The 24,221-nt window shown below is 61.5% G+C and carries 27 protein-coding genes and 1 tRNA gene; 10 read left to right on the forward strand and 18 right to left on the reverse strand.

Annotated features, from left to right (window positions below; translation table 11 throughout):
* Positions 1-135 precede the first annotated feature (135 nt).
* Complete coding sequence (locus M0954_RS22030; RefSeq protein WP_122151986.1) at positions 136-444, forward strand: DUF2288 domain-containing protein; 309 nt, start codon at positions 136-138, stop codon at positions 442-444.
* Between the two features lie 193 nt (positions 445-637).
* Here the strand turns inward: M0954_RS22030 and M0954_RS22035 are convergent, their stop codons facing one another.
* Positions 638-826: a hypothetical protein gene (locus tag M0954_RS22035; protein ID WP_122151987.1), complete on the reverse strand. Its 189-nt coding sequence runs from the start codon at positions 824-826 to the stop codon at positions 638-640.
* A 179-nt stretch (positions 827-1,005) separates the two neighbouring features.
* Here M0954_RS22035 and M0954_RS22040 point away from each other — a divergent pair, with 179 nt between their 5' ends.
* Complete coding sequence (locus M0954_RS22040) at positions 1,006-1,179, forward strand: hypothetical protein (RefSeq protein ID WP_183143076.1); 174 nt, start codon at positions 1,006-1,008, stop codon at positions 1,177-1,179.
* Positions 1,180-1,335: 156 nt separating this feature from the next.
* On the opposite strand, the gene M0954_RS22045 is transcribed toward M0954_RS22040, so the two are convergent.
* A complete protein-coding gene (locus tag M0954_RS22045) occupies positions 1,336-1,941 on the reverse strand; it encodes a helix-turn-helix transcriptional regulator (protein WP_297355484.1) in 606 nt (201 codons plus the stop codon).
* 123 nt (positions 1,942-2,064) lie between these two features.
* Between M0954_RS22045 and M0954_RS22050 the strand changes: the two genes are divergently transcribed.
* The 4 genes from M0954_RS22050 to M0954_RS22065 all read left to right on the forward strand — a co-directional run bounded on the left by M0954_RS22050 (position 2,065) and on the right by M0954_RS22065 (position 4,393).
* Positions 2,065-2,799 (forward strand): SDR family oxidoreductase, encoded by a 735-nt coding sequence (locus tag M0954_RS22050; RefSeq protein ID WP_297355486.1) that lies wholly within the window; start codon positions 2,065-2,067, stop codon positions 2,797-2,799.
* On the forward strand, positions 2,796-4,130 hold the full coding sequence (locus tag M0954_RS22055; RefSeq protein WP_297355488.1) for an S-adenosylmethionine:tRNA ribosyltransferase-isomerase: 1,335 nt from the start codon (positions 2,796-2,798) through the stop codon (positions 4,128-4,130). The genes M0954_RS22050 and M0954_RS22055 overlap by 4 nt, the downstream gene beginning before the upstream one ends.
* Positions 4,057-4,215 (forward strand): DUF3309 family protein, encoded by a 159-nt coding sequence (locus tag M0954_RS22060; RefSeq protein WP_074263898.1) that lies wholly within the window; start codon positions 4,057-4,059, stop codon positions 4,213-4,215. The genes M0954_RS22055 and M0954_RS22060 overlap by 74 nt, the downstream gene beginning before the upstream one ends.
* A gap of 101 nt (positions 4,216-4,316) precedes the next feature.
* Positions 4,317-4,393: transfer RNA gene (locus tag M0954_RS22065), tRNA-Pro, on the forward strand.
* A gap of 120 nt (positions 4,394-4,513) precedes the next feature.
* Here the strand turns inward: M0954_RS22065 and M0954_RS22070 are convergent.
* The 5 genes from M0954_RS22070 to M0954_RS22090 all read right to left on the reverse strand — a co-directional run bounded on the left by M0954_RS22070 (position 4,514) and on the right by M0954_RS22090 (position 6,859).
* The gene (locus M0954_RS22070) at positions 4,514-4,693 is read right to left on the reverse strand and encodes a hypothetical protein (protein WP_133892156.1); all 180 of its coding nucleotides are present in this window, start codon (positions 4,691-4,693) and stop codon (positions 4,514-4,516) included.
* A 581-nt stretch (positions 4,694-5,274) separates the two neighbouring features.
* Positions 5,275-5,568, reverse strand: coding sequence for a DUF1330 domain-containing protein (locus M0954_RS22075; protein WP_297355490.1), 294 nt, complete (start codon positions 5,566-5,568; stop codon positions 5,275-5,277).
* Between the two features lie 122 nt (positions 5,569-5,690).
* Positions 5,691-6,092 carry a GFA family protein gene (locus tag M0954_RS22080; protein ID WP_122151992.1) on the reverse strand — a complete coding sequence of 134 codons (402 nt, stop codon included), beginning with the start codon at positions 6,090-6,092 and terminating at the stop codon, positions 5,691-5,693.
* Between the two features lie 154 nt (positions 6,093-6,246).
* A complete protein-coding gene (locus M0954_RS22085) occupies positions 6,247-6,405 on the reverse strand; it encodes a hypothetical protein (protein ID WP_166660752.1) in 159 nt (52 codons plus the stop codon).
* Between the two features lie 193 nt (positions 6,406-6,598).
* Positions 6,599-6,859: a DUF4148 domain-containing protein gene (locus M0954_RS22090; protein ID WP_297355492.1), complete on the reverse strand. Its 261-nt coding sequence runs from the start codon at positions 6,857-6,859 to the stop codon at positions 6,599-6,601.
* 319 nt (positions 6,860-7,178) lie between these two features.
* On the opposite strand from M0954_RS22090, the gene M0954_RS22095 reads away from it, so the two are divergent.
* From M0954_RS22095 to M0954_RS22105, 3 genes are all read left to right on the forward strand, one after another.
* Complete coding sequence (locus M0954_RS22095; protein WP_183143077.1) at positions 7,179-7,460, forward strand: hypothetical protein; 282 nt, start codon at positions 7,179-7,181, stop codon at positions 7,458-7,460.
* Between the two features lie 600 nt (positions 7,461-8,060).
* Positions 8,061-8,522, forward strand: a complete 462-nt coding sequence (gene sixA / locus M0954_RS22100) for a phosphohistidine phosphatase SixA (RefSeq protein WP_122151995.1) — start codon at positions 8,061-8,063, stop codon at positions 8,520-8,522.
* Between the two features lie 144 nt (positions 8,523-8,666).
* Positions 8,667-9,482 (forward strand): GNAT family N-acyltransferase, encoded by an 816-nt coding sequence (locus tag M0954_RS22105; protein WP_122151996.1) that lies wholly within the window; start codon positions 8,667-8,669, stop codon positions 9,480-9,482.
* A 114-nt stretch (positions 9,483-9,596) separates the two neighbouring features.
* Here M0954_RS22105 and ppx read toward each other — a convergent pair whose 3' ends face one another.
* On the reverse strand, positions 9,597-11,177 hold the full coding sequence (ppx, locus tag M0954_RS22110; RefSeq protein ID WP_297355494.1) for an exopolyphosphatase: 1,581 nt from the start codon (positions 11,175-11,177) through the stop codon (positions 9,597-9,599).
* A 203-nt stretch (positions 11,178-11,380) separates the two neighbouring features.
* On the opposite strand from ppx, the gene ppk1 reads away from it, so the two are divergent.
* Positions 11,381-13,444 (forward strand): polyphosphate kinase 1, encoded by a 2,064-nt coding sequence (ppk1, locus tag M0954_RS22115; protein ID WP_297355496.1) that lies wholly within the window; start codon positions 11,381-11,383, stop codon positions 13,442-13,444.
* 96 nt (positions 13,445-13,540) lie between these two features.
* On the opposite strand, the gene phoR is transcribed toward ppk1, so the two are convergent.
* The 10 genes from phoR to M0954_RS22165 all read right to left on the reverse strand — a co-directional run.
* Entirely contained in the window at positions 13,541-14,854 is a 1,314-nt protein-coding gene (gene phoR, locus M0954_RS22120) for a phosphate regulon sensor histidine kinase PhoR (RefSeq protein WP_122151999.1), read from the reverse strand.
* Positions 14,855-14,952: 98 nt separating this feature from the next.
* Positions 14,953-15,654, reverse strand: a complete 702-nt coding sequence (phoB, locus tag M0954_RS22125; protein ID WP_006051991.1) for a phosphate regulon transcriptional regulator PhoB — start codon at positions 15,652-15,654, stop codon at positions 14,953-14,955.
* Positions 15,655-15,681: 27 nt separating this feature from the next.
* Positions 15,682-16,386 (reverse strand): phosphate signaling complex protein PhoU, encoded by a 705-nt coding sequence (phoU, locus tag M0954_RS22130; protein WP_122152000.1) that lies wholly within the window; start codon positions 16,384-16,386, stop codon positions 15,682-15,684.
* 29 nt (positions 16,387-16,415) lie between these two features.
* Positions 16,416-17,264, reverse strand: a complete 849-nt coding sequence (pstB, locus tag M0954_RS22135) for a phosphate ABC transporter ATP-binding protein PstB (RefSeq protein ID WP_122152001.1) — start codon at positions 17,262-17,264, stop codon at positions 16,416-16,418.
* 15 nt (positions 17,265-17,279) lie between these two features.
* Positions 17,280-18,176 carry a phosphate ABC transporter permease PstA gene (gene pstA, locus M0954_RS22140; RefSeq protein WP_122152002.1) on the reverse strand — a complete coding sequence of 299 codons (897 nt, stop codon included), beginning with the start codon at positions 18,174-18,176 and terminating at the stop codon, positions 17,280-17,282.
* Positions 18,173-19,159 carry a phosphate ABC transporter permease PstC gene (gene pstC / locus M0954_RS22145; RefSeq protein ID WP_123385786.1) on the reverse strand — a complete coding sequence of 329 codons (987 nt, stop codon included), beginning with the start codon at positions 19,157-19,159 and terminating at the stop codon, positions 18,173-18,175. The genes pstA and pstC overlap by 4 nt, the downstream gene beginning before the upstream one ends.
* A 112-nt stretch (positions 19,160-19,271) precedes the next feature.
* Positions 19,272-20,303: a phosphate ABC transporter substrate-binding protein PstS gene (pstS, locus tag M0954_RS22150; RefSeq protein WP_122152004.1), complete on the reverse strand. Its 1,032-nt coding sequence runs from the start codon at positions 20,301-20,303 to the stop codon at positions 19,272-19,274.
* Between the two features lie 324 nt (positions 20,304-20,627).
* Positions 20,628-21,986: a phosphoglucosamine mutase gene (gene glmM / locus M0954_RS22155; RefSeq protein WP_297355497.1), complete on the reverse strand. Its 1,359-nt coding sequence runs from the start codon at positions 21,984-21,986 to the stop codon at positions 20,628-20,630.
* Positions 21,987-22,014: 28 nt separating this feature from the next.
* Positions 22,015-22,827, reverse strand: a complete 813-nt coding sequence (gene folP, locus M0954_RS22160; RefSeq protein WP_297355499.1) for a dihydropteroate synthase — start codon at positions 22,825-22,827, stop codon at positions 22,015-22,017.
* 197 nt (positions 22,828-23,024) lie between these two features.
* A partial coding sequence (locus tag M0954_RS22165; protein ID WP_297355498.1) for an AAA family ATPase occupies positions 23,025-24,221 on the reverse strand: 1,197 nt, incomplete at its 5' end.

Here is a 24,221-nt window from a genome sequence, read left to right on the forward strand (position 1 = left end):
AAAGCGAAAAGGCCGAACGCCGATTCGCCGAAAATGGCAAGCGTACCGGAACGCGCCGTCGCTGTGGAGAGCGCTCTGCGATGGTTTATAGTAACGGCCGCCTGTCAACCACCGCTTTCAACACCACCTGATCCGATGACTTCGAACGACGCCGCCCACAGTCCGCTTTACCTCTCGCTGCTTGCGGAAACCGCGAAAATCGGCTGGCCGGAGCTCGAACGCTTCTTTGCACGTGGCATCCTGCTGCACGTCGCGCGCGACATCGATCTGGTCAGTGTCGCAGAAGCGATCGCCAGCGACGATACAGCCCAGGTGACGCAGTGGCTCTCGGCAGGCCTCGTCGAGCGCATGCCGAGCGAAACCGCCGCGGATTTCGCCGCGCGCGATCCAAACCTTTGGGCGGTGGTGGTCTCGCCGTGGGTTTGTGTGCAGGAACGTGGTTGAATCAAGTCTGGCGCTGTCTACGGAGCGGTGACAAATCCTCTGCGTAACTGTCCGCGCATTCCAGTTACCGCTTGAAACAAGCGCATACATATCAAGCACACGCCGCACCCTAGAATGGTTGCAGCCCGCGCTCTCCGCGCGAACAGTCTGCGCGGGTCAGAAGCGCCGGCGTGCCCGCGCCGGTGCTTCGCCTTTATTGCGACGGCTGCGCGGGTCGCGCCGTATCTGGCGTGTCCAGCATGGAAGGCGGCCGGTCGTCGGTCGGCACGCCGTGATAATCAGCCGGGTCCTTCGGGGGCGAACCGTGGTGGGCAGACGCGGGATCATTCGAGCAGCCCGCCAGGACCACTGCAGCAAATACAATCAAAAGGGCGCGATTCATAGACTCTCTAAAGGAAACATAACAGCGCAAGTGCGCCGAGAGTCTACCTGCAAAGTCTTTTTGCGGCAGTGACCGCCATCGGCCATCACTACGCCACGTGCCCATGCGTACGGCATATGCCGTTTTTTGCCTTCTGACCTACTATGTACACATGGCTGCAATAGACGAAGGAGGCTGCCATGGACGCTGAATCGATCGCGGGTTTCATCGGGCTCGGGGTGGGCCTGGTGGTCCTGATAGGTTTGTCGATTTTCGAATCGCGGACCTACCGGCGTGAGCACAACGGTGAAGGAATGATGCATCACTGGCTGTCCGAGCATCACGTGCTCAACTGGACGCGCCGCAGACACTGACCCGGCGCCGACACCCCGCTGACTCGGAGTGCGCTCGCGGCCGCTCAGTTTTGCGGCCGCGCGTGCGCTACGCAGGGTCAGCACGACCCGTTTTGCCGCGCGGTAGCGAAGCCCCGCGGCATGGGAGACTATTGCGCTGTCCGCGACGCCGCAGCGCTATACCCCCGCCTTGGCCAGCACCACAATCGACACCCCTAACGCCTCGCGCTGCGGATCCTCGTTGCGATACGAATGCGGCACGTGGCCAGGAAACGCGAGCACATCGCCCGTTTCGAGTCCGTGCCGTTCACCCGCCACAAAAATCGCGACCCGCCCCTCCATGCAGGTGAAATACTCACGCGTGCCGGGCAAATGCGGCGTGCCACGCATATAGGCGCCGGGCGCAAACGCCATAGTCTCGAGAATGCCATCCGGCACCGGTTCCGGGACCAACGGACGGATCGTCAAACCATTGCCGCGATTTTGCGCGGAGATATCGTCGACCGACCATTTGCGAACCTTGGCGCGCGGCGAGGCAAGCAATTCATCGAGCGGTGCGCCAAGCGCACTGGCCACCTTCATCAGCACCGCCAGGGACGGATTGCCTTCGCCCGATTCCAGATTGGCGACCGTCGAGCGCGGCACGCCCGACGACTTCGCCAGCCCCTCCTGCGTCAGCGCGCGCGCATGACGCAACGCCACCAGGTTGCGGGCCAGATGCTGGGCCGCGTTCGACCTGTCTGGCCTGCTCTCGGGAGCGGGTTCATAAGCAGTCTCGTCCATCGTATCGACTTTCTGACAAGGAATTGGACATCGCACTCGGCCGTGCGCCGTGGGGTTCCTATTATCGGGCCATCGAGACGGCGCGGGTGAAGCGATCGTCTCGCCCTGAACCGGAGAACTCACATGATCCACACGCCCCACAATCTGCAAGGCATCCGTGTCGCATTGACCGGCGGGACCTCGGGGCTCGGCCTCGCTTTAATGGACGAACTGGTGACGCGCGGCGCGCGCGTCGCTTTCGTCGCACGCGATCAACGGCGTGTGGCCGCGGTGGCCGCGGCGCGTCCGAAGGTGGCCGGCATCGTCGGCGATGTGTCGAACAAGGATGACATCTATCCGCTCGCGATGCAGATCAGCGGCCTGCTCGGCGGCGTCGACGTGCTGGTGAACAATGCATCCGCGCTCGGGCCAGTGCCGCTCGCGCTGCTCGCCGATACGGAGTGCGAAGATTTCGAAACAGCGCTGGCGACCAATCTGCTCGGGCCGTTCCGACTTACGCGCGCACTACTTGGCTCGCTCTCCGCCGCCGCACGCGAACGAGGTGGCGCCGTCGTGCTGAACGTCTCGAGCGATGCGGCAATCGAGCCGTATCCGGGCTGGGGCGCGTACGGTGCGAGCAAGTCCGGCCTGCGTCATCTGAGCCGCATCTGGGACAAGGAACTGGCCTCGCAGAGAGTGCGCGTGCTATCGCTCGATCCTGGCGATATGGACACACCGCTGCATGCTCTCGCCGCGTCTGGCGACGACCCCACGACCCTGAAGCGCCCGGCTGATGCCGCCCGCGAGTTCGCCGACGCAATCGAAGCGGCGTTGCACGCGCTGCGAGATCAAGCCCACCTTGAAGGAGTACGAGCATGACGATGCGCGCCGCCACGCTGCCTGTTCAACGGCCTCACGATGCACGCCTGCTAGTAGTCGACCGGCACGGGCATATCGAGCATCGCCCGCGTCACGCATTCGTGGAGTTGCTGCGCCCGGGCGATTGCGTAATCGCGAACGATGCTGCAACGCTACCCGCCAGTCTGCACGGCATCCACCGACGCAGCGATGCTGTGATCGAAATTCGCCTCGCGGGACGTCAGTCGCTCGATCCACAAGACGTCAAACGGTTTAAAGCCGTGGTGTTCGGGGCCGGTGACTTCCACACGCCGACCGAAGCGCGTGCTGCCCCGCCACGGCTCGCGCCCGGTGACCGGGTGAGCTTCGGCAAGCTCGAGGCGACCATCGTACGCATGCTCGATCATCCGCGTTTCGTGGAGTTGCAGTTTCATGCGGATGCGGCGCGCATTTGGGAAATGCTCGCGCAACAAGGCAAGCCGGTGCAGTACGCCCATCTGCACGAGGCGTTGGCGTTATGGGATGTGTGGACGCCGATCGCCGCCCAACCGGTGGCGTTCGAACCGCCCTCTGCGGGCTTCGTGCTCGACTGGCGCAGCATCGATGCGCTGCAGGCGCGCAGCATTCCCTTTGCAACGCTGACGCACGCAGCAGGCCTCTCATCCACCGGCGACGCGGTGCTCGACCGGCGCTTGCCGTTCGACGAGCCCTATCGCATTCCCGCTGCCACCGCTGCGCTGATCGCCGCGACCCGCGCGCGGCAGGGACGCGTCGTCGCTATCGGCACGACGGTTGTGCGGGCGCTGGAACACGCCGCAAGCGGCAATGGCGTCGTGCATGCGGGCGACGGCGTCGCCACACAACGGATCGGGCCGCAAACGCAGTTGCGTGCGGTGGATGTGATCGTCTCCGGTACGCATGAGCCGGACACCAGCCACTACGCTTTGCTGCGCGCCTTCACCGATACCTTGACCCTGCAGGGCGTGACCGATGAGTTGGAGGCGCATCGCTATCGCACGCATGAGTTTGGCGATTCGGTGTGGATCGAGCGACGTGCCTGCGTCGTGCAAGGGGCGCGGACCAGCCCGCTCGATCCGCGCGAACGGGAGCGCTGCCCGACGCTGGGCATAGGCCTTGCTGACTCGCACCGCAAGGACAGCGCGATGCCGGCGGTCCCGTCAAGCCGGCCCCACCGTGCCGGACCTACCCTACGCAAAGTACCCACCGTATCAGACGAACTGACGCCAGTCGCGCCCTCGCCTGACAAGGAGACATCGCATGACACTCGGAACCATCCTGCTGATCATCCTGATCCTGCTGCTGATCGGCGCCCTGCCAAGCTGGCCGTATAGCAGCGGCTGGGGCTACCGGCCGACCGGCCTGCTCGGTATCGTACTGATTGTGGTGATCATCCTGCTGCTGATGGGACGAATCTAGGCGAAGCGGCTGCGGATCGCGCTCCTTGAGCATCTCGTTTGAGGTTTTTCTATTTCAGGATTGACGGTCATAGGTCAGACCAGATAGAATCTCGGATTCGTCGGAGCGTAGCGCAGCCTGGTAGCGCATCTGATTTGGGATCAGAGGGTCGTAGGTTCGAATCCTATCGCTCCGACCATAGAATCAAAGGGTTACACGCTTCGGCGTGTAACCCTTTTTCTTCATCTGCTTCTGTGTAACCGCCATGTAACCGGATTCAGGCAACATCGAAGCTTGCTTGTTAGCCGCCCACTTGTTGTCACGTCGGCAGCCAGGCATGCTGCTCGACACCGCTGGCTGTCCGGTTCTGTTCGAGGATCGACCCGTGCGCAAATTCGTATCGCTCATCCTGCTTGCGACGTTCGTTGCCGCATTCGCGCCTGTTAATGCTGAGGCGCGCCCCCGTGTAGTCTGCAAACGTGTTTGGTACCGTGGCCATCTGGTGCGTCGGTGCCACCACGTGCCGCCGCCGCATCGTCGACCGCCTCCGCCTCGCCGTCCGAATAGCGTCTGATAGGACTGCTGGAGATCCGGCTGGCGCATCTGGCCTGCCATTCGCCTGCACATGACCGCCATCAGCGCTCAGAACAGCGGAAACGGCCTGACCTCGTAAGAGGACATGGGCTTTAGACAGACGTCGACCGCCACGCGCTTCGTGCCGGCCCCGTGATATTCAATTTGGAGCCCTGGATAATGGAACTCTGGATTCAACCCTGCGCGCCATGCGCTGACCTTTACGGGCAGCCGGCTGTGGTCGAACCGCACGACACTCTGACGTTGGCGGTCTCAGGCGCGGTAAAGGACGCTCAAGCGGAAGAACACTACACCTGCATGCGATGCGGCGCGGCATTTGTGCGGATCATCGCTGGCGAGCAACGCAGGCAGGTCTGGATGCTGCTGAACGCAGGGCAGCATTAACGTCTCAACCACTCCTATATGGATAACGATAACGCTAGCCAGCCTATGACGGTCGCTCACTCCAGATCGACAACGCCCGATCAGAAGAGCGCGTCCCTTGCGTTATTCGACGCCGCGAACGATTCGCAGATCGCGCTCGGCCCCGTCGCCCAAGGCTTCCAGAGCTTTCTTGTATTCATCGCTGTCATACGCGGCAACTGCCTCTTCGTAGGTTGGAAACTCAATCAGGACAGTCCGCTCCTTCAGGCCGTGCTCGCGAACATCGTCAGCTACTCCGCGCACGAGAAACTTTCCGCCTGCAGCTGCCACAGCAGGGGCCGCCAACTGGGCATAGGCTGCCAGCTTCGCCGGGTCCTTCGTCGTACGGTATGTGGTTACCCAATATCCTTTGCTCATTGAATCTCCTTGTCCTGGAGTTAAAAAAACAATATATGAAAATAATCCGCTCCTCAGACGGTGCGGACACCTGGCTTTCAATGCGGCCGTTCTGACTGCCAGCTGCTATAGAAGGATACGCCTCAGCGTTGCGGCGCCCCCGGCAAACTCGCGACGTTCTGCGCCCACTCAAGCGCTGAACTGCACCAGCTCTGCTTGAGCGCGGGGATCTGTGCGCGCTGCGCGATCGCACCGAGCCGGAGATTAAACTGAGTTGGACTATCAGCGGCCGCCGCGTAGATCGGCGTGCCACAATCGGCACAGAATGCCTGAGCGCGCCGGGCACCGGACGCCGCTGTCTTGACGTAAATCTTCGGCTGGCCACGCAAGAGGCGAAAATCGGCCGCCAAAGCGGGGATGCTCGCGCGAAAAGGCGCACCCGAGAGTGTCTGGCAATCCGTACAGTGGCAAAGGCCCGCGTTTTGTGGATCGACGATCGCTTCGTACGCGATTGAACCGCAATGGCAACTGCCTTCGACTTTCATCGGCGTCTCCGCAATTTCTAATGTTTTGATTATTGCACGGAGCTCGGCAGCGACATCTTGGATACGTTGGGTGCGCTAATGTCGAAGTGAAGCTTGTGATGCAGGACGCCTCACAAGTACAAACGCGTCTGGCGCGGTTAATCCGCGCCAGACGTCAATGCCTGGGTCGACTGAACTCGTAAAGCCGGCGCCGCTGCATCTCGCCGATCACGCGCTTGCGCGCACGCTCGCGCCGGTAGTGACCAATGGCGAAAACCACCGCGATCAACAAAACCAGAAATCCAATAGCGGTGGCCAAAACAGTCGCGTCCATAGCGGCCTCATGTCAGATGATGCGTTCAACAGCAGCGGCGTTCAATCACTGCACAGCTAACACTCACAACAATCTGCGCGCCGCGCGGGCGCCCGTTCGGGCCGCCACACGTATGGCTCAAAGACCGCACAGCCAAACAACATGCAGTCATATGGCTCGCCAATGCAGCATTTCGTGACCGCGCTTAACGACCTTAATGACCTGCTTGCGACGAACCGTTGCTGCTGACTCCATAGCCGCTAGCCTCACCCTTTTCGGCAGCAACACGGGCTTCGGCGGCCTGAATGTTCTCCGGGTAGTCCACCCAGTCGTGCGGGTTATAGCCGGCCTTCTCCAGATCCACGAGTTGGGCACGCACTTCCACGCGCGTCAACGACTGGCTCGACTGCGCAAATGCTGCGAGCGGTGCGGCTATCAGGGCAGCGATAACAGCAGCTTCAATCAGCGACTTCATGACGACTACCTCCAGAAATTGTTTTTTATGCCGCAACACCGACCATGATGTTCGACGCATGACGAGAGTGTATGGTTAACCATGACTAGGGTAAATACCTACAAGATGAAAACACTGTTGTTAAAACCGTGCCAATAGTGAGATAGCGCCTGACCATTGTTGACAGTGTCCTTTGCGGCGCCGTCATAGCATTGGAACTCCGGTTCGGCGCCCGTTACTGGGAGTTGCCGCAACCGTCCATTAGCCCGTCGCGGATGGATATCGGATGCTAAAAAACACCCCACAGGCCAGGCGCCAACCCAGGAGCGCTCACAAACTGATGTTCCTGGACCAGGAGATCGCACATATCGCGTCGGTGATGCCGGCAAGCCTGGCCGATGGCCGAGGTGGACCGATCCTGTCGTCGCGTTACTGGCGCATCCGGCTCAACAAGCTTCTAGACGCCACTCATCTGACGCGCTCCCAGTTGTACGCATTGGATCGCCTGCTTCTCCAGCTCGATGCCTTCGAGGCGAAACGCCGGCAGGCCGAAGCGGCCAACGACGCGTCCGGGCTGCTCGATACCTCCATGACATGCGTGCCGCATCCGCGGACAACCTGAACAGCCCGCTGGCTCCTCCACCGCGCAACAACTCCTCGCGAAACGCGACTTGTCTTTTGGCGAACTGTTGGCTTGATAACGGTGCGTCCTGAATCGTCTATCTAAGATGACTGCTGACAAAATTCCGCGGGATCAAGCCATGCGCTATCCGTTCGATATTGCCGTTACGTATGCCCTGCTAGCGCTCGTGATGTACTGCGTAGTGAAGCTGACCATAGCCTGATCCGAGCCCGATCAGCGGCAGCTTTACAGCGCGAGCGGATAGCGCCCGTGACACGCCCCACCGTGGTCGGACCCGCGCATACCGTGGCTGCTGCCGTCCATCGGCGGCGGCGCCCTCTCAGATCCACAACAACAGGCGGTGCAGAGACCCGCACCGAGTCACACCGCATGTGACAACGCCTCCAGAACTGGCTGAACACACTCCCGCTGCACGTCCTTTAGCAAGCCACCTTGCTGTCACGCCCGCAGCCATGCGACAGTGGTACAACACTGCGTCGCTCAAAGTCCGCAACCATCTTGCATGGAACCGGAGCAAGAGCTCTGCATGGGACCCGAAGCGCGCTAAAGCGCAAACTCCGGTCAATCAAGGAGACAGCCATGAACCTGATCCTCTGGCGCCATGCCGAGGCCGAAGAGACCGCACCGACCGACCTCGCCCGCCAGTTGACCGTGCGCGGCCGCAAGCAGGCGCAAGCCGTGGCGAAGTGGCTACGCGCGCGACTCGACGATGACGCCGTGATCCTCGCGAGCCCGGCGGCACGCACCATCCAGACAGTCGAGAATCTCACCGACCAATACCGTGTGGTGCGCGAACTCGCGCCCGGCGCCAGCGCCGCTGACGTGCTGACGGCCGCCGGCTGGCCGACAGGCATCGCATCGACGGTGGTGATCGTCGGCCATCAGCCCACGCTCGGTCATGTCGCCGCACAGTTGCTTGCGAACAACAGCGAATCGAGCTGGCCGCTCAAGAAAGCTGGCCTATGGTGGCTCGCAAACCGGGAGCGCGACGGCGACGAGCAGGTCGTGCTGCGCGCCGCGATCAGCCCGGATCTGCTGTAACCGTACGTAAAAGCTTGCGGTACAAAAACGCGGTCTAGCTTACGGACCGACATCTAACGGTCACAACGTTGCCATGCGAGCGTCATCGGGCGTTACTACATTGGCGAAAAAGCGAATTTCTCCTTTTTCGACCAGGAACGCCACATGCAAGATCTGCCGACGTCCTCCCTGCCATTCGCTTCGAATCTCGAGACGCGTCGCCGTCTGCCGCGTGCCGAGGAAACGGTCACTGCGCAACATCGGCTGCAAGTCGCCTGGGCGCGGACCGAAGAAGAGCTGCGCGAAGCCCAGCATCTGCGCTACCGGGTCTTCGCCGACGAAATGGGCGCCCGCCTGACGGGCCCCGCAGGCCTTGATGTCGACGCATTCGATCACTACTGCGATCATCTGCTGGTGCGCGACCTCGATACGCTGAAAGTGGTCGGCACCTATCGCGCGTTGCCACCGCATCAGGCGGCACGCATCGGCCGCCTGTATGCCGAAAGCGAGTTCGATGTTTCGCGTCTCACTCACCTGCGGCCGAAGATGGTCGAGGTGGGCCGTTCGTGCGTGCACCCGGACTACCGCAGCGGCGCGGTGATCATGTCGTTGTGGGGCGGTCTCGCGGCGTACATGATGCACAACGGCTACGAAACGATGCTTGGCTGCGCAAGCGTATCGATGGCCGACGGCGGCCACTACGCGGCGAACCTGTACTGCGCGCTGCGCGACAACGCGATGACCTCGCAGGAGTACCGGGCCTTTGCGCACACTCCCCTGCCCGTCGAAGAGTTGCAAACCGGCGCGAACGTTGCACCGCCACCACTCGTCAAAGGTTATCTACGGGTTGGCGCAAAAATTTGCGGCGCGCCGGCTTGGGATCCCGACTTCAACACGGCCGACTTTCTGACACTGCTGCGCCTGTCCGAAATCAATGAGCGCTATGCACGCCACTTCCTGGGCGATACGTTGCCGGGGTGAGCGAAGCAACGCCACACCCCTTCGCAGGTGCAAATGCAAAACAGCCCGTCAGATAGGCTCTGCCGGGCTGTTTTGCTTCAAACGTTGCTGCGTATAGGTTCGATCTACGTATCGTCAGTCGTCCGTATAAACGACGCGATACGGGATGCCAACCTTCTCCCATTCCGCGGCTTCCTGAATCAGGCTGTAATCGGTGAGCGGGTTGTTCGCCACCCATTCCTTCGGCAAGCGCACTTCGTAGCCGTTGTTCACGCGGCTCACGAAAATACCGGGCAAGCCGACATCCGCACGACGCCGGCACAGCAACGCAGCGAGACGCAGGCAGAACAGCAGCGGCCACTCCACCTCACGCGTTTGCGACAACTTGCCGAGCTTGCCAGCATGGCCCAGCACGAGCGCCGCAAGACGCGCCTGGTCGGTGCGCGAAAAACCCGGCATGTCGGCGTTACTGGCGATATAGGCCGAGTGCTTGTGATACGCGCTGTGCGAGATGGACAGCCCGATCTCATGTAACGAGGCCGCCCAGCTCAGGAACATGCGGTTCTCGACGCGACGCTCGCCATCCGGCTCGTCGAACTGATCGTAGAAGCTCACCGCCAGATCGCCGATGCGCCCCGCTTGCGCGCGATCCACGCCATAGCGGCGCATGAAACCTTCCACGGTGACCGTGCGCATATCTTCATGCTGCGAACGCCCCAGCAGGTCGTACAGCACGCCAAGACGCAAGGCGCCGTCGGTGGTATCGACGTAATCGACGCCCAGTTCGTCGAACACCGCCAGCATGATCGACAGGCCGCCTGCCAGCACCGGAATCCGGTCCCCTTTCAGGGCCACCAGTTTCAAACGGTTGACGTTCTCAGCCTTGATCAACGCACGCTTCAGGCGTTCGAGGCCGCCGCGCGAGATGCCATGCGTGATGCCCGCGTCGTTGAAGCCGTTTGCTTCCACCAGTTCCGCCAGCGCCCGGGCCGTGCCCGACGAACCGATGGCCTGTTCCCAGCCGGTTTTCTTGTACTCGTGAGAAATGATCTGGATTTCGCGGCCGGCGGCGAGCTCGGCCTGACGCATCGTGTACTCGTCCACGTTGCCGGCCGGGAAGAAGGTCCGGCTATGGCTCACGCAGCCGATATACAGGCTTTCCATCTTGATCGGCGTGTAGTGCGAGCCGATGATGAATTCCGTGGAACCGCCTCCGATATCGACCACCAGCCGCTTACCGGGACTGGCAGGCACCGAATGCGCGGCGCCGGCGTAAATCAGACGGGCCTCTTCGCGCCCCGCAATCACTTCGATCGGGAAACCCAGTGCCGCGCGGGCTTCGCCCAGAAACTCGCTCGCGTTCTTCGCGATGCGCAGCGTATTCGTGGCGACAGCGCGAACGTGATCGGGATGGAAATCGCGCAGCCGTTCGCCAAAGCGTTTGAGCGCGTCCCAACCGCGCACCTGCGAGGCTCGATCGAGCATCTTGTCGCTCGACAGGCCGGCTGCGAGCCGCACGGGCTCTCGCAACGCGTCGACCTGATAGATCTGGCTGCCGGCATCGGTTTCTTCGACCCGGCCCACGATCAGACGAAAGCTGTTCGAGCCAAGATCGACGGCGGCGAGAAGTTGTGGCGTGTTGACCATCGATTGGGCGGACTCCATACGCGCAAGCGCGGCTACCTTGTTGCTAGCCCCGCCGTTCAAAGACGACATTTTAAGCGTACCGGACCTCACGATGTAACCTTCGGGGTGATTGGCGTGCGGTATGGTCCCATATTCCCTGCGTCATATTTACGACACAACGACGGAAGAGCGTAAAATTTATGACAATTCGACTGTCATAAGAACGTCATCATACTGTGAGAATTTCCGAGCGTCTTTCACCGTCTCTTCCCGAGCTTCCATTCTCGCTGCCGATGTCCACCCGCTACCCCCTCCTGAATCGCGAACTGGGCATCCTGGGTTTCAATGAGCGTGTACTGGCGCAAGCCGCTGATCCCGCTGTGCCCTTGCTCGAACGCCTACGTTTCATCTGCATCACCAGCAGCAATCTCGACGAATTCTTCGAAGTCCGTATGGCTGGGCTACAGGAGCAGATGCGCGACAACCCGGGCGCACTGTCGCCGGATGGCATGTCGCTGCAGCACGTCTATGACCTCGTGGTAGAGCGCGCGCAGAAGCTCGTGCATCGCCAGTACCGCATGCTGCACGACACCGTGCTCTCCGCGCTCGAACAGGAAGGCATCTATTTTCACGGCACTGAAGCATGGAATGAAGCGCAAACCGAGTGGGCGCGCAATTACTTCTTCGACGAACTACTGCCCGTATTGACGCCAATTGGACTCGACCCTGCGCATCCGTTTCCGCGCGTGCTCAATAAAAGTCTGAATTTTGTCGTCGAACTCGAAGGCAAGGACGCCTTCGGACGCCAGGCGCTGATGGGCATCGTGCAGGCACCACGCGCGCTGCCGCGGCTCGTGCGCATGCCACAGGAGCTCTCGGGGTACCCGCACGGCTTCGTGCTCCTCAGCTCGTTGCTGCAGCGCTTCGTGGGGGAACTGTTCCCGAATCTGGTGGTACGCAGTTGCAACCAGTTTCGCATCACGCGTAACAGCGAACTGTTCGTGGATGAAGACGAAATCACCAATCTGCGCGTCGCGCTGCAGGGCGAATTGCCGGCGCGGCACCTGGGCAACGCGGTGCGCCTCGAAGTGTCGGCGGACACCCCTGCGCATCTGGTGCAGCGCCTGCTCGACGAAAGCAACCTCTCGGATAAAGACTGCTACTTCGTCGATGGTCCCGTCAACCTGGTGCGGCTGATGCAGTTGCCTGAGATGGTTGACCGGCCAGATCTGAAATTCGTCCCGCATATTCCTTCGATCCCGCCGCTGATTGCCAATAGCGCGAGCCTGTTCGACGTGATCGACAATGGCGATGTACTGCTGCATCACCCGTACGAGAGCTTCCAGCCGGTGCTCGAACTACTGTTGCAGGCAGCCAAAGATCCGAACGTGATGGCGATCAAGCAGACCATCTACCGCACCGGCACCGACTCGCCACTGATGGACGCGCTGATGCAAGCCGCCCGTAATGGCAAGGAAGTCACGGTGGTGGTGGAACTGCTCGCCCGCTTCGATGAAGAAACCAATATCAACTGGGCGGCGCAGCTTGAGGCCGTGGGCGCGCACGTCGTGTACGGCGTGGTGGGCCACAAGTGCCACGCGAAGATGATGCTGATCGTGCGGCGCGTGTCGCACAACGGCAAGATGACGCTCAAGCGTTATGCCCACCTCGGCACGGGCAACTATCACCCGCGCACCGCGCGTCTGTATAGCGACTTCGGGCTGATGACGGCCGACCAGAAGATCTGCGAAGACGTGCATCATGTGTTCCAGCAGCTCACCGGCATCGGTGGCGAGCTCAAGCTGCATGAGTTGTGGCAGTCACCCTTCACGCTGCATCCGAAGCTCATGGAGGCGATTCGCGCGGAAGCGGACCACGCACGCGCAGGCAAGAAGGCGCGCATCGTCGCGAAGATGAACGCACTGCTCGAGCCGACCGTGATTGCCGAGCTGTACGAAGCGTCGATGGCCGGTGTGAAAATCGATCAGATCGTGCGCGGTGTGTGTTCGTTGCAGCCGGGCGTGCCGGGGCTGTCCGAGAACATCACGGTGCGCTCGATCGTCGGGCGCTTCCTCGAGCACCATCGGATTTTCTACTTCTACGACGGCGGCAACGAGCAGGTGTACCTGTCCAGCGCCGACTGGATGGACCGCAATTTCTTCCGGCGCGTGGAAGTGGCGTTTCCGATCAACAACCGCCGCCTGAAACGCCGGGTGATCGCGGAGGGTCTGTCAGCGTTCCTCGGCGACAACCAGTCCGCGTGGCTGATGCAAAGCGACGGGCACTATCGCCGACGCAGGCCGGGCAAGTCCTCGCGCAATGCGCAGATGAGCCTGCTTGGGAAGTTCTGCTCCTGATCGACGCGCGCGCCGCACGCTGCACAAGTCGTTAAAAAACCGCCTGAAAAGGCGGTTTTTTATTGGGCCATGCAAACGGGAGCATGACGCCGGCAATCAAGCCGGCGCAGGTTGCCGGCGCGCCGTGCGGAACACCGGGAAGCGCACGGTGAACGTGCTGCCGCGCCCCTCTTCGCTCTTCACTTCCAGCTGTGCATCGTGCCGTTGCAACACGTGCTTGACGATCGCCAGGCCTAAACCTGTGCCGCCCGTGTCGCGCGAGCGGCTCCGATCGACCCGGTAAAACCGTTCGGTGAGCCTGGGAATATCGGCAGCGGGAATGCCAAGCCCGCTATCGGTTACGGAAAACATCGCGCTACCACCGCTCGTCTGCCACGTCACATGAATCTTGCCGCCGTCCGGCGTGTAGCGAATCGCATTGGTCACCAGGTTGCCGAGCGCACTCAGAATCTCCGTCTCGACGCCCGTCACGGTGAGCCCCTCGTCGGCGTCGAAGGTAATGCAATGGTGGTCGCTGGAAAGACTCTGAGCGTCGTCGCGCAGATGCCGTAGCACGGCACGCATGTCGATCATCTGATCGCTCGGCGGCTTGTTGTCGCCCTCGAGCTTGGCGAGCACCAGCAGATCGTTGACGATATGCCGCATGCGCGCCGCCTGCTGCTCCATCAATTCAAGGTAGCGGGCGCGCTCGGCTTCGCTCAGCGGCAGCTCGCGCATCGTCTCGAGGAACCCGGACAACACGGTCAGCGGCGTCTTCAGTTCGTGCGACACGTTGGCCACGAAGTCGCGCCGCATCGCATCGGTACGTTCGAGCTCGGTGATGTCCTGCGACAACACCAGCTTGCGGTTCTCGCCGTACGGAAACACCTGCACGGACAGCACGTTCTGGCGCTTCTCGCCCATCCCGCGCATGATCAGCATCTGCTCGTAGTGATGCGAGTTCAGGTAGCGGACGAAGTCGGGTTGACGCACGAGGTGCGTGATGTGCTGACGAAGGTCGCGCTTCGCGTCGAGACCGAAATGCACCTCGGAAATCGCATTGCACCACTCGATCTGATCGTGATCGTCGAGCATGGCCACGCCGTTCGGCGAGGCCTGAATGGCCTGGATGAAACGCGAATGCTGTTGCTCGACCTGACGCACCTGGGCGTGCCAGCGCTTCGCGAGCTTGTGCAGCCGATAGTAGATTTCGCCCCAGATACCCGGCGCACTCGGCACTTCGCCGTAAACCGGCGCATCGAGCAGACGCCACAGGCGCTGTTTATGGAAGGTGCTAAAGGCGCTCTGTGCGAGCAGCACGACGACCGCGAAGATCAGTGCCGCCTTGACGTTGGCGAACACGCCAAGCAACGCGCACAGAACAGCAAGCAGCACGATCGATACGATGGAACGCGCCCAGATGATGTTCATGTTCTAGCGATCGAAGAGAAGACAATGCGCGCCGCGAAGCAATTTCGCGGCGCGTTAGTGCAAGTGGCGTGAAGTGCGACTAAGCCTGTGCGGCGTAATCAGGCGCTTTTCGCGAGCCGGTAGCCACTGCCCCGTACCGTCTCAATCATAGCATCGCAGCCCGCCGGCTTAAGCGCGGCGCGCAGACGCTTGATATGAACGTCCACCGTGCGCTCTTCGACGAACACGTGGTCGCCCCACACCTGATCGAGCAGTTGCGTGCGACTATGCACGCGCTCGGGGTGCGTCATGAAGAAGTGCAACAGACGGAACTCCGTCGGGCCGAGATCGAGCTTGATCTCGCTGCCTTCCGCATGCGCCGCGACGCGATGCGTGGCCGGATCGAGCTTCAACCCGTTGATCGCCACCACATCCTCGGTCAACTGCGGCGCACGACGACGCAACACAGCCTTGATACGCGCCATCAGTTCCTTCGGCGAGAACGGCTTGGTGACGTAGTCGTCCGCGCCGATCTCGAGACCGAGCACCTTGTCCTGTTCATCGCCACGTGCGGTCAGCATGATGATCGGAATGTGCTTGGTCCGCTCGTTGTTGCGCAGATCGCGCGCAAACGCGATACCCGATTTACCCGGCAGCATCCAGTCGAGCAGGACGAGGTCCGGCAGCACGTCGCTGATCAGGTTCTGCGCTTGCTCCGCGTTATAGGCGCGGATCGGGCAGTGGCCCGCGTGTTGAAGATTGACCGAAATCAGCTCGGAAATAGCGGGCTCATCTTCGATGACGAGAATGCTGCTAGGCATCGGCACCTCTTGACCTTTATACGGGGGTTAACTAAGTGCTTCGCGTTCGAGCGCGTCGCGCGACTTGTGCCGCACGTCGGTACCCTTAACGATATAGATGATGAATTCAGCGATGTTCTTCGCGTGGTCGCCGATCCGCTCGATCGCCTTGGCGATGAAGAGAAAATCGAGGCCCACGGAAATCGAACGCGGATCTTCAGTCATGTACGAAATCAGCTTGCGCACGAAGGCGCGGAATTCTTCGTCGATCGCCTTGTCGTCGCGTACGATCTGCGCGGCGGCCACCGTATCAAGGCGCGCGAACGCATCGAGCGCACGGCGCAGGATCGTCACCGCCATCTCGCCGGACAGCTTGATCTCGGCGATATTGATGGTGCGCGAGGCGCCGTCTTCCATCAGACGCTTGGTGCGCTTGGCGATCTTTTCCGCTTCGTCACCGGCACGTTCGAGATTCGTGATGGTCTTCGAGATCGCGATCAGGAGGCGCAGGTCACGCGCGGCCGGCTGGCGGCGCGCGATGATATTGCTGCACTCTTCGTCGATATCGACTTCCATCTTGTTCAGACGCTCTTCGGCGGTGATAACCTGCTCGCACATGTCCAGGTCGAAATTGTTGAGCGCGTACATCGCGTTGACGATCTGCGACTCAACGAGGCCGCCCATTTCGAGAACCTTCGACGAAACGAGATTCAGATCGGCGTCGAACTGGCTGGAGAGGTGTTTATCGGACATGTCGTACTCCCTAATGGTGCTCGTCGGGGTTAACCAAAGCGGCCGGTGATGTAGTCCTCGGTTTCCTTGCGGACCGGCTTGATGAAGATCTTTTCGGTATCACCGAACTCGATCAGCTCGCCGAGGTACATATAGGCAGTGTAGTCCGAACACCGTGCCGCCTGTTGCATGTTGTGGGTGACGATCACCACGGTGTAGTCGCTCTTCAGCTCCGCAATCAGTTCTTCGATGCGGCCCGTCGAAATCGGGTCGAGTGCCGAGCACGGCTCGTCGAGCAGCAGCACTTCCGGACGAATCGCAATGCCGCGCGCAATGCACAGACGCTGCTGCTGGCCACCCGAGAGGCCGTAGCCGCTCTGACCGAGCTTGTCCTTCACTTCATTCCACAGCGCCGCCTTGGTGAGCGCCCATTCGACACGGTCGTCCATTTCCGAGCGCGGCAGCGTTTCGAACATCTTCACGCCGAAGGCGATGTTGTCGTAGATCGACATCGGGAACGGCGTCGGCTTCTGGAACACCATGCCGATCCGTGCGCGCAGCAGCGAGATATCGCGCTTGGTGGTCAGCAGGTTTTCGCCATCCATCAGGATTTCGCCTTCCGCACGCTGCTCCGGATAGAGCGCGTACATCTTGTTGAAGGTGCGCAGCAGCGTGGACTTACCGCAGCCCGACGGGCCGATGAACGCGGTCACCTTGCCTTCGGGAATCCGCAAATTGATGTTCTTGAGCGCGTGGTACTTGCCGTAGAAGAAGTTGAGATCGTTGACCTCGATCTTCGGCTGCGCCGACGCTTGGGCACTGGCGCCCTGGGCGGGGTCGAAACCGGCGGGCGCGGTCGGACGCGCAATCGGGTTGAGTTGAGTTTCTGCCATGTTCATCGGATTACTCCGCCCTTACTTTTTCGAAAAGATCGTACGCGCGAGGATGTTCAGACCGAGCACCCCGAGCGTGATCAGGAAGACGCCGGCCCAGGCAAGCGATTGCCACTGCGGGAAGGCGCTCATCGCAAACTGATAGATCGTGACCGGCAGATTTGCGACCGGCTGATTCATGTTCCACGAGAAGAACTGGTTCGACATCGCGGTGAACAGCAACGGCGCAGTTTCACCGGCAATCCGGGCGACGCCGAGTAGCACGCCGGTGATGATGCCGGCAATCGACGCCTTCAACGTAATCGACAGCACCATCTTCCATTTTGGCGTGCCGAGCGCAAAGGCCGCTTCACGCAGCGCGTTCGGCACCAGCTTCAACATGTTTTCAGTTGTCCGAATCACAATCGGAATCTGCAGCAGGGCAAGCGCGAATACCCCCGCCCAGCCGCTGAAGTGACCAAGCTTCGCTACCACCAGCGCGTAGACGAACAGGCCCACGACGATCGACGGCGCCGACAACAGGATGTCGTTGATGAAGCGCGTCACGGCGGCGAGCCAGCCCTTCTGACCGTATTCGGCCAGATAGACGCCGGCCAGAATACCGATCGGCGTGCCGACAAACGTTGCGAGTCCAATCAGCATCAGACTACCGACGATCGCATTGGCGAGACCGCCGCCATCGGTGTTCGGCGGCGGTGTCGACTGCGTGAACAGCTCGATCGACAGGCCGCCAATGCCAAGACGTAACGTCGTATAGAGAATCCAGACGAGCCAGACGAGACCGAAGGCCATAGCGGCCAGCGAGAGCGTGAGCGCAATCGCGTTCTTGACGCGGCGGCGACCCTGCAGCTTGACGCGCATCGTCTCGAGCGCGGCGGGATCCGCCGAACCCGGCATATTCATGGAGGACTGGCTCATTTTGCACCCTCCGCTTTCTCGAGGCGAAGCAGCATGATCTTCGAGATCGCAAGGACGACGAAGGTAATCACAAACAGGATCAGGCCCAGTTCCATCAGCGCCGACGTATGCAGGCCCGGGTCCGCTTCCGCGAATTCATTGGCGAGCGCCGAGGTAATGCTGTTGCCCGGCGAGAACAGCGAGACGTTGTCGAGCAGGTTGGTGTTGCCGATCACGAACGTGACGGCCATCGTTTCACCAAGCGCGCGGCCAAGGCCGAGCATCACGCCACCGATCACACCGCTCTTGGTGAACGGCAACACGATCCTCCACATCACTTCCCAGGTCGTGCAGCCGATGCCGTACGCCGATTCCTTCAGCAGGACCGGGGTGACTTCAAACACATCGCGCATCACCGAGGCGATGTACGGAATGATCATGATCGCGAGAATCACGCCCGCGCACAGAATGCCGATACCGATGGGCGGGCCCTGGAAGAACGCGCCAATGAACGGCACGCCTCCGAGCACGGCGCCCAGCGGCTTTTCAAACCAGGCGGCGAAGATCGGGGCGAACACCAGCAAGCCCCACATGCCGTAGACGATCGAAGGGATCGCGGCGAGCAGTTCGATGGCAATGCCGAGCGGCCGGCGCAGCCACGCGGGCGCCAGCTCAGTGAGGAACAGCGCGATGCCGAAGCTGACAGGCACCGCAATAACGAGAGCAATGATCGACGTTGCGATCGTGCCGTAGATCGGCACCAGCGCGCCGAATTTCTTGCTGGGTGGATCCCAGTCGGCGGTCCACAAGAAGCTCAGACCGAACTCCTTGATCGACGGCCACGAGGCGATGACCAGCGAAAGGATGATGCCGCCGAGCAGCAGGAGCGTGATGATCGCGGCGAGGCGCGCGAGACCGCCGAAAATAACGTCGCCGGCGCGACTGGGCGCTTTCTGCTGCGACGCGCTGCCGGACGTGCTCGACACGAGGGGGATGTCGGACATGGGAACCTATGCACCTGTGACCATATGCTGCATGGCACGACGCCACGCAACCATTACTACAGCCGCCCAGCCTCACATGAGGCTGGGCGGCTTGTTGCTACGTGTTTGACGCTTACTCGGCGACTGACTTGCCCGATGCGTCCTTCACCTTGTCTTTCCACTGCGACTTGATTTCCGTCACGACCGATTCCGGCAGCGAGATGTAGTCAAGGCTGTCAGCGGCTTGCGTACCGTTCTTGAACGCCCAGTCGAAGAACTTCAGCGTTTCGGCGCCCTGCGGTGCCTTGTCTTGCGTCGTGTGCAGCAGCACGAACGTAGCGCCGACGACCGGCCATGCGTCCTTGCCCGGCTCGTTCGTCAGGATCTGATAGAACGACTTCGACCAGTCCGCGCCGGCGGCCGCTGCCTTGAACGTTTCGGTCTTCGGCTCAACCACGTTGCCTGCCGAGTTCTTCAGGTCGACGTAGACCATCTTGTTTTGCTTCGCGTACGCCCATTCGACGTAGCCGATTGCGCCCGGCAGACGTTGCACGAAGGCTGCGACGCCGTCGTTGCCCTTACCGCCCGTGCCCGTCGGCCAGCTGACCGTTGCGCCTTCACCGACCTTCGACTTCCAGTCTGCGTTGACCTTCGACAGGTAGTTAGTCCAGATGAAGCTGGTGCCCGAACCGTCAGCACGGCGAACCACCGCGATGTCCGTATCCGGCAGCTTTGCCTTCGGGTTCAATGCGGCGATCGCCGGATCGTTCCACTTCTTGATCTTGCCCAGGTAGATGTCGCCGAGCACTTCGCCCGACAGCGTCAGTTGGCCCGGCGTCACGCCCGGCAGGTTCACCACCGGCACCACGCCGCCGACCACCGTCGGGAACTGGAACAAGCCGTCCTTGGCCAGCTCGTCGTCCTTCAGCGGCGCGTCCGAACCTGCGAAATCGACCGTCTTGGCGATGATCTGCTTGATGCCGCCCGACGAACCAATACCTTGATAGTTGACCTTACCGCCGCCCGACTTTTGATACGCATCAGCCCACTTCGTATAGATGGGTGCTGCAAAGGTGCTGCCCGCGCCGGTGATGTCGGCGGCTTGCGCAGCGATCGCGAAGAGCGCGCCAGCCAGGCCAGCGAACGCGGTTTGCATCAATTTCATGTGATCTCCAGGGTGTGAGCGGATTACAGGACACCGCGAAGAATAGGGGCTCTTTGTGACAGTAACGTGACGGACCGTGAATGGCACGTGACAATCAGGTTACTAAAATGAAAGTAAAATCAGGAAGATGAAAGCTGTTTGAACGACGTTTTCGCCATGTGTGTAGAGATTAGGCGAAAAACACGCCGCGGCAACGTTTGCGTGCGGATGAAGGGGTTCTGGAAGGGTGGAGAATAAAGTGGAAGGCGCGAGTAAGGACGGCAGCGCCAGACGCCGGCGCAGGTCACTTCCCTGCCCGGCGGTATTCATCAGCTCGACGATCGATCAGGCGGTTGCCTGTTTGACCGCGCTGGCAATCGTCTCGGCGTGCTGGACCGCGTCGTTCACGCGCTGGGCCTCGACCATCACGCGCAGGACCGGCTCGGTGCCGGACGCGCGAATCAACACGCGGCCATGCCCGTCCAATGACGCTTCGGCTGCACTGATCGCACGGCGGATCTCATCGCTCGCCTTCCAGTCGGCGCCCGGTTGCATCCGCACGTTAATCAGCTTCTGCGGGAACAGCGTCACGCCTTCAAGCAGTTGCGCGAGCGTCTTGCCAATGCGCTTCATGGCGGCCAGCACCAGCAGCGACGACACGATTCCGTCCCCGGTCGAATGGCGATCGAGCGAAAGGATGTGTCCCGAGCCTTCGGCGCCCAGTTGCCAGCCGTGCTCGCGCACTTGCTCGAGCACATAGCGGTCGCCCACGGCCGCCCGCACGAACTTCACGCCTGCGTGCTGCAACGCCACTTCGACCGCCATATTGGTCATCAGGGTGCCCACAGCGCCTTCCACCTTGCCGTCCGTCTCGATGCGGTCTTTGACCAGCACATACAGCAGCTCGTCGCCGTTATAGAGGCGGCCGGCTGAGTCGACGACTTGCAGACGGTCGGCATCGCCGTCGAGCGCGATGCCGAGATCGGCGTGGTTCGCCCGCACCGCGCGCACCAACGCGTCCGGGGCGGTCGCGCCAACGCCGTCGTTGATGTTGAAGCCGTTCGGCGCCACGCCGATCGGGATCACGTCGGCCCCAAGTTCGTGGAACACATGCGGCGCGATGTCATACGCAGCCCCGTGTGCGCAATCGACCACCAGCTTCATGCCGCGCAGGTCGAACGCTGCCGGGAACGTACTTTTGCAGAACTCGATGTAGCGGCCGGCCGCGTCGTCGAGGCGGCGCGCCTTGCCCAGTTGCTCCGAGGCGGCGCAAGCGAGTGGCTGGTCCAGTTGTTCTTCGATCTTCAGTTCGACTTCGTCGGGCAGCTTGTCGCCGTGGGCGGAGAAGAACTTGATGCCGTTGTCGTAGTACGGGTTGTGCGACGCGCTGATCACCACCCCCGCCGCGAGCCGCAGCGCGCGCGTGAGATAGGCGATACCCGGCGTCGGCATCGGGCCGGCCAGCATGACGTCGACGCCAGCGGCGGAAAATCCCGACTCGAGTGCAGCTTCGAGCATGTAGCCCGAAACGCGCGTGTCCTTGCCGATCAGAACGGTCGGACGCTGACCGCTGCCGACCCAGCGGTCCCCACCGGCCAGCACCTTGCCGGCGGCGTAACCGAGCCGCAATACGAAGTCCGGCGTGATCGGTGCCTCGCCGACCTTGCCCCGAATGCCATCGGTACCGAAAAAGCGACGTGTCATCGTTATATTTTCCTCTTTCTTCGAAGGGTCAGCCGGGACGCGTTGCGTCGCGCATGGCTGCCCAAACTTTTAATCCATCGACTGTTTCTGCGACATCGTGCACGCGCAGTATCGCAGCCCCGCGCTCGGCTGCACAGACCGCTGCGGCGACACTTGCTGCCACGCGCTCCGGTGCCGCCCGGCCGGTGACCGCGCCCAGCATCGACTTGCGCGACATGCCGGCCAGAATGGGCACTGGCGCGGCAAACCGCGGCTCGCCGTGCGGCGCCGTGTCCGGCAAGTGGGCCAGCAAGGCATAGTTGTGTTCGATCACCGCCTTGCCGAAACCGAATCCTGGGTCGACGCAGATACGCCGTTTTGCGATTCCGCCCTGCATCAGCGCGGTAAGCCGCTCCTCCAGAAACGCCCGCACCTCGCTGACGACGTCCTGATAGGCCGGTTCGCCCACCTGCATGGTCTGCGGCTCGCCCAGCATATGCATGACGCAAAGCCCGCATCGACTGTCGCGCACGGCGTCGATGGCGCCGGGCATCCGGAAGCCCCAGATGTCGTTGATCAGGTCCGCGCCAGCGGCCAACGCGTGACGCATCACTTCGGGCTTGTAGGTATCGACCGATAGCGGGATCTGGGCGCCGTGCAACTGTTCGATCAGCGGTATCACCCGCTCCAGCTCCTCGTCGAGCGGCACTGGCGGTGCACCGGGGCGGGTCGATTCGCCGCCGATATCGATCAGATCCGCGCCTTCGAGCATCATCCGCTCCGCCTGACGCAGAGCATCGCCGCGCATTTCGAACTTGCCGCCATCGGAGAACGAGTCGGGTGTGACGTTCAGAATGCCCATCACCAATGGCCGCTCGAAGCTCAACGTAAAGCGGCCGCATTGCAACGGCTCAGGTTCGGGGAGATACGGTATTGCGGTGTTCGACACGTGACGGACCATGCAACGGGCAATTGGGCGAATCGAGTGGGTGAATAAAGACGAATGCAAAACGGGCCGGTGTGAAATCACACCGGCCCGCGATTTGAACGTGGCTTCGATCAGGCCGGTGCAGTCGCGCTGCCCGGCTTAACCTCACTACCCGTATTGCCACCCGACGAAGCGTCGGTTGCCGACGGCGACGAGGTCTTCGGAGCGCGCGGCGGACGGCCTGCCATGATGTCGTTGATCTGATCGGCGTCGATCGTTTCCCACTCCATCAGGGCCGAGGTCATCGCTTCGACCTTGTCGCGGTTCTCTTCCAGCAGGCGCTTCGAGAGGTTGTACTGCTCGTCCAGCACGCGGCGGATTTCCGCGTCGACCTTCTGCTGCGTCGCTTCCGAAATGGTCCGCGTGAAACCGCGGCCAAACGGGGTAGCGTCGTTCTCGTCGTCGACGTAGACCATCGGTCCGAGCGCATCGGTCATGCCGAAGCGGGCCACCATGGCGCGGGCCGTAGCCGTTGCCTTGTTGAAGTCGTCCGAGGCGCCTGTGCTGATCAGGTTCAGGAACAGCTCTTCCGCCACCCGGCCACCGAACAGAATAGCCAGACGATCCAGCAGGTAGTCCTTCGAATACGTTTCGTTGTCGTGCTCCGGCAACTGCCACGTCACACCCAGTGCGCGACCGCGCGGGATGATGGTGACCTTGTGCACCGGATCAGCCTTCGGCAACAGCTTGGCGATCACCGCATGACCCGACTCGTGGTACGCCGTAGCGCGCTTCGATTCTTCGCGGATCACGGCCGACTTACGCTCCGGACCCATGAAGATCTTGTCCTTCGCATCTTCGAAATCGATCATCTCGACAATGCGTTTGCCGCGGCGAGCTGCGAACAGCGCGGCTTCGTTCACGAGGTTCGCGAGATCAGCACCCGAGAAACCCGGCGTGCCGCGTGCGATAACCGCTGCGTCGACGTCGTTCGAGATCGGCACCTTGCGCAGGTGGACCTTCATGATGTGCTCACGACCGCGGATATCCGGCAGACCGACGTACACCTGACGGTCGAAACGGCCCGGACGCAGCAACGCCTTGTCCAGCACGTCCGAACGGTTCGTGGCAGCGATCACGATCACGCCCGAGTTCGCTTCGAAGCCGTCCATTTCCACAAGCATCTGGTTCAGTGTTTGCTCACGTTCGTCGTGACCACCACCTAAACCAGCGCCACGCTGACGGCCTACGGCGTCAATTTCATCTATGAAGATGATACATGGCGCGGCTTTCTTCGCTTGTTCAAACATGTCGCGCACGCGGGATGC

Source organism: Paraburkholderia sp., assembly GCF_026225065.1.
Classification (GTDB): Bacteria; Pseudomonadota; Gammaproteobacteria; order Burkholderiales; family Burkholderiaceae; genus Paraburkholderia.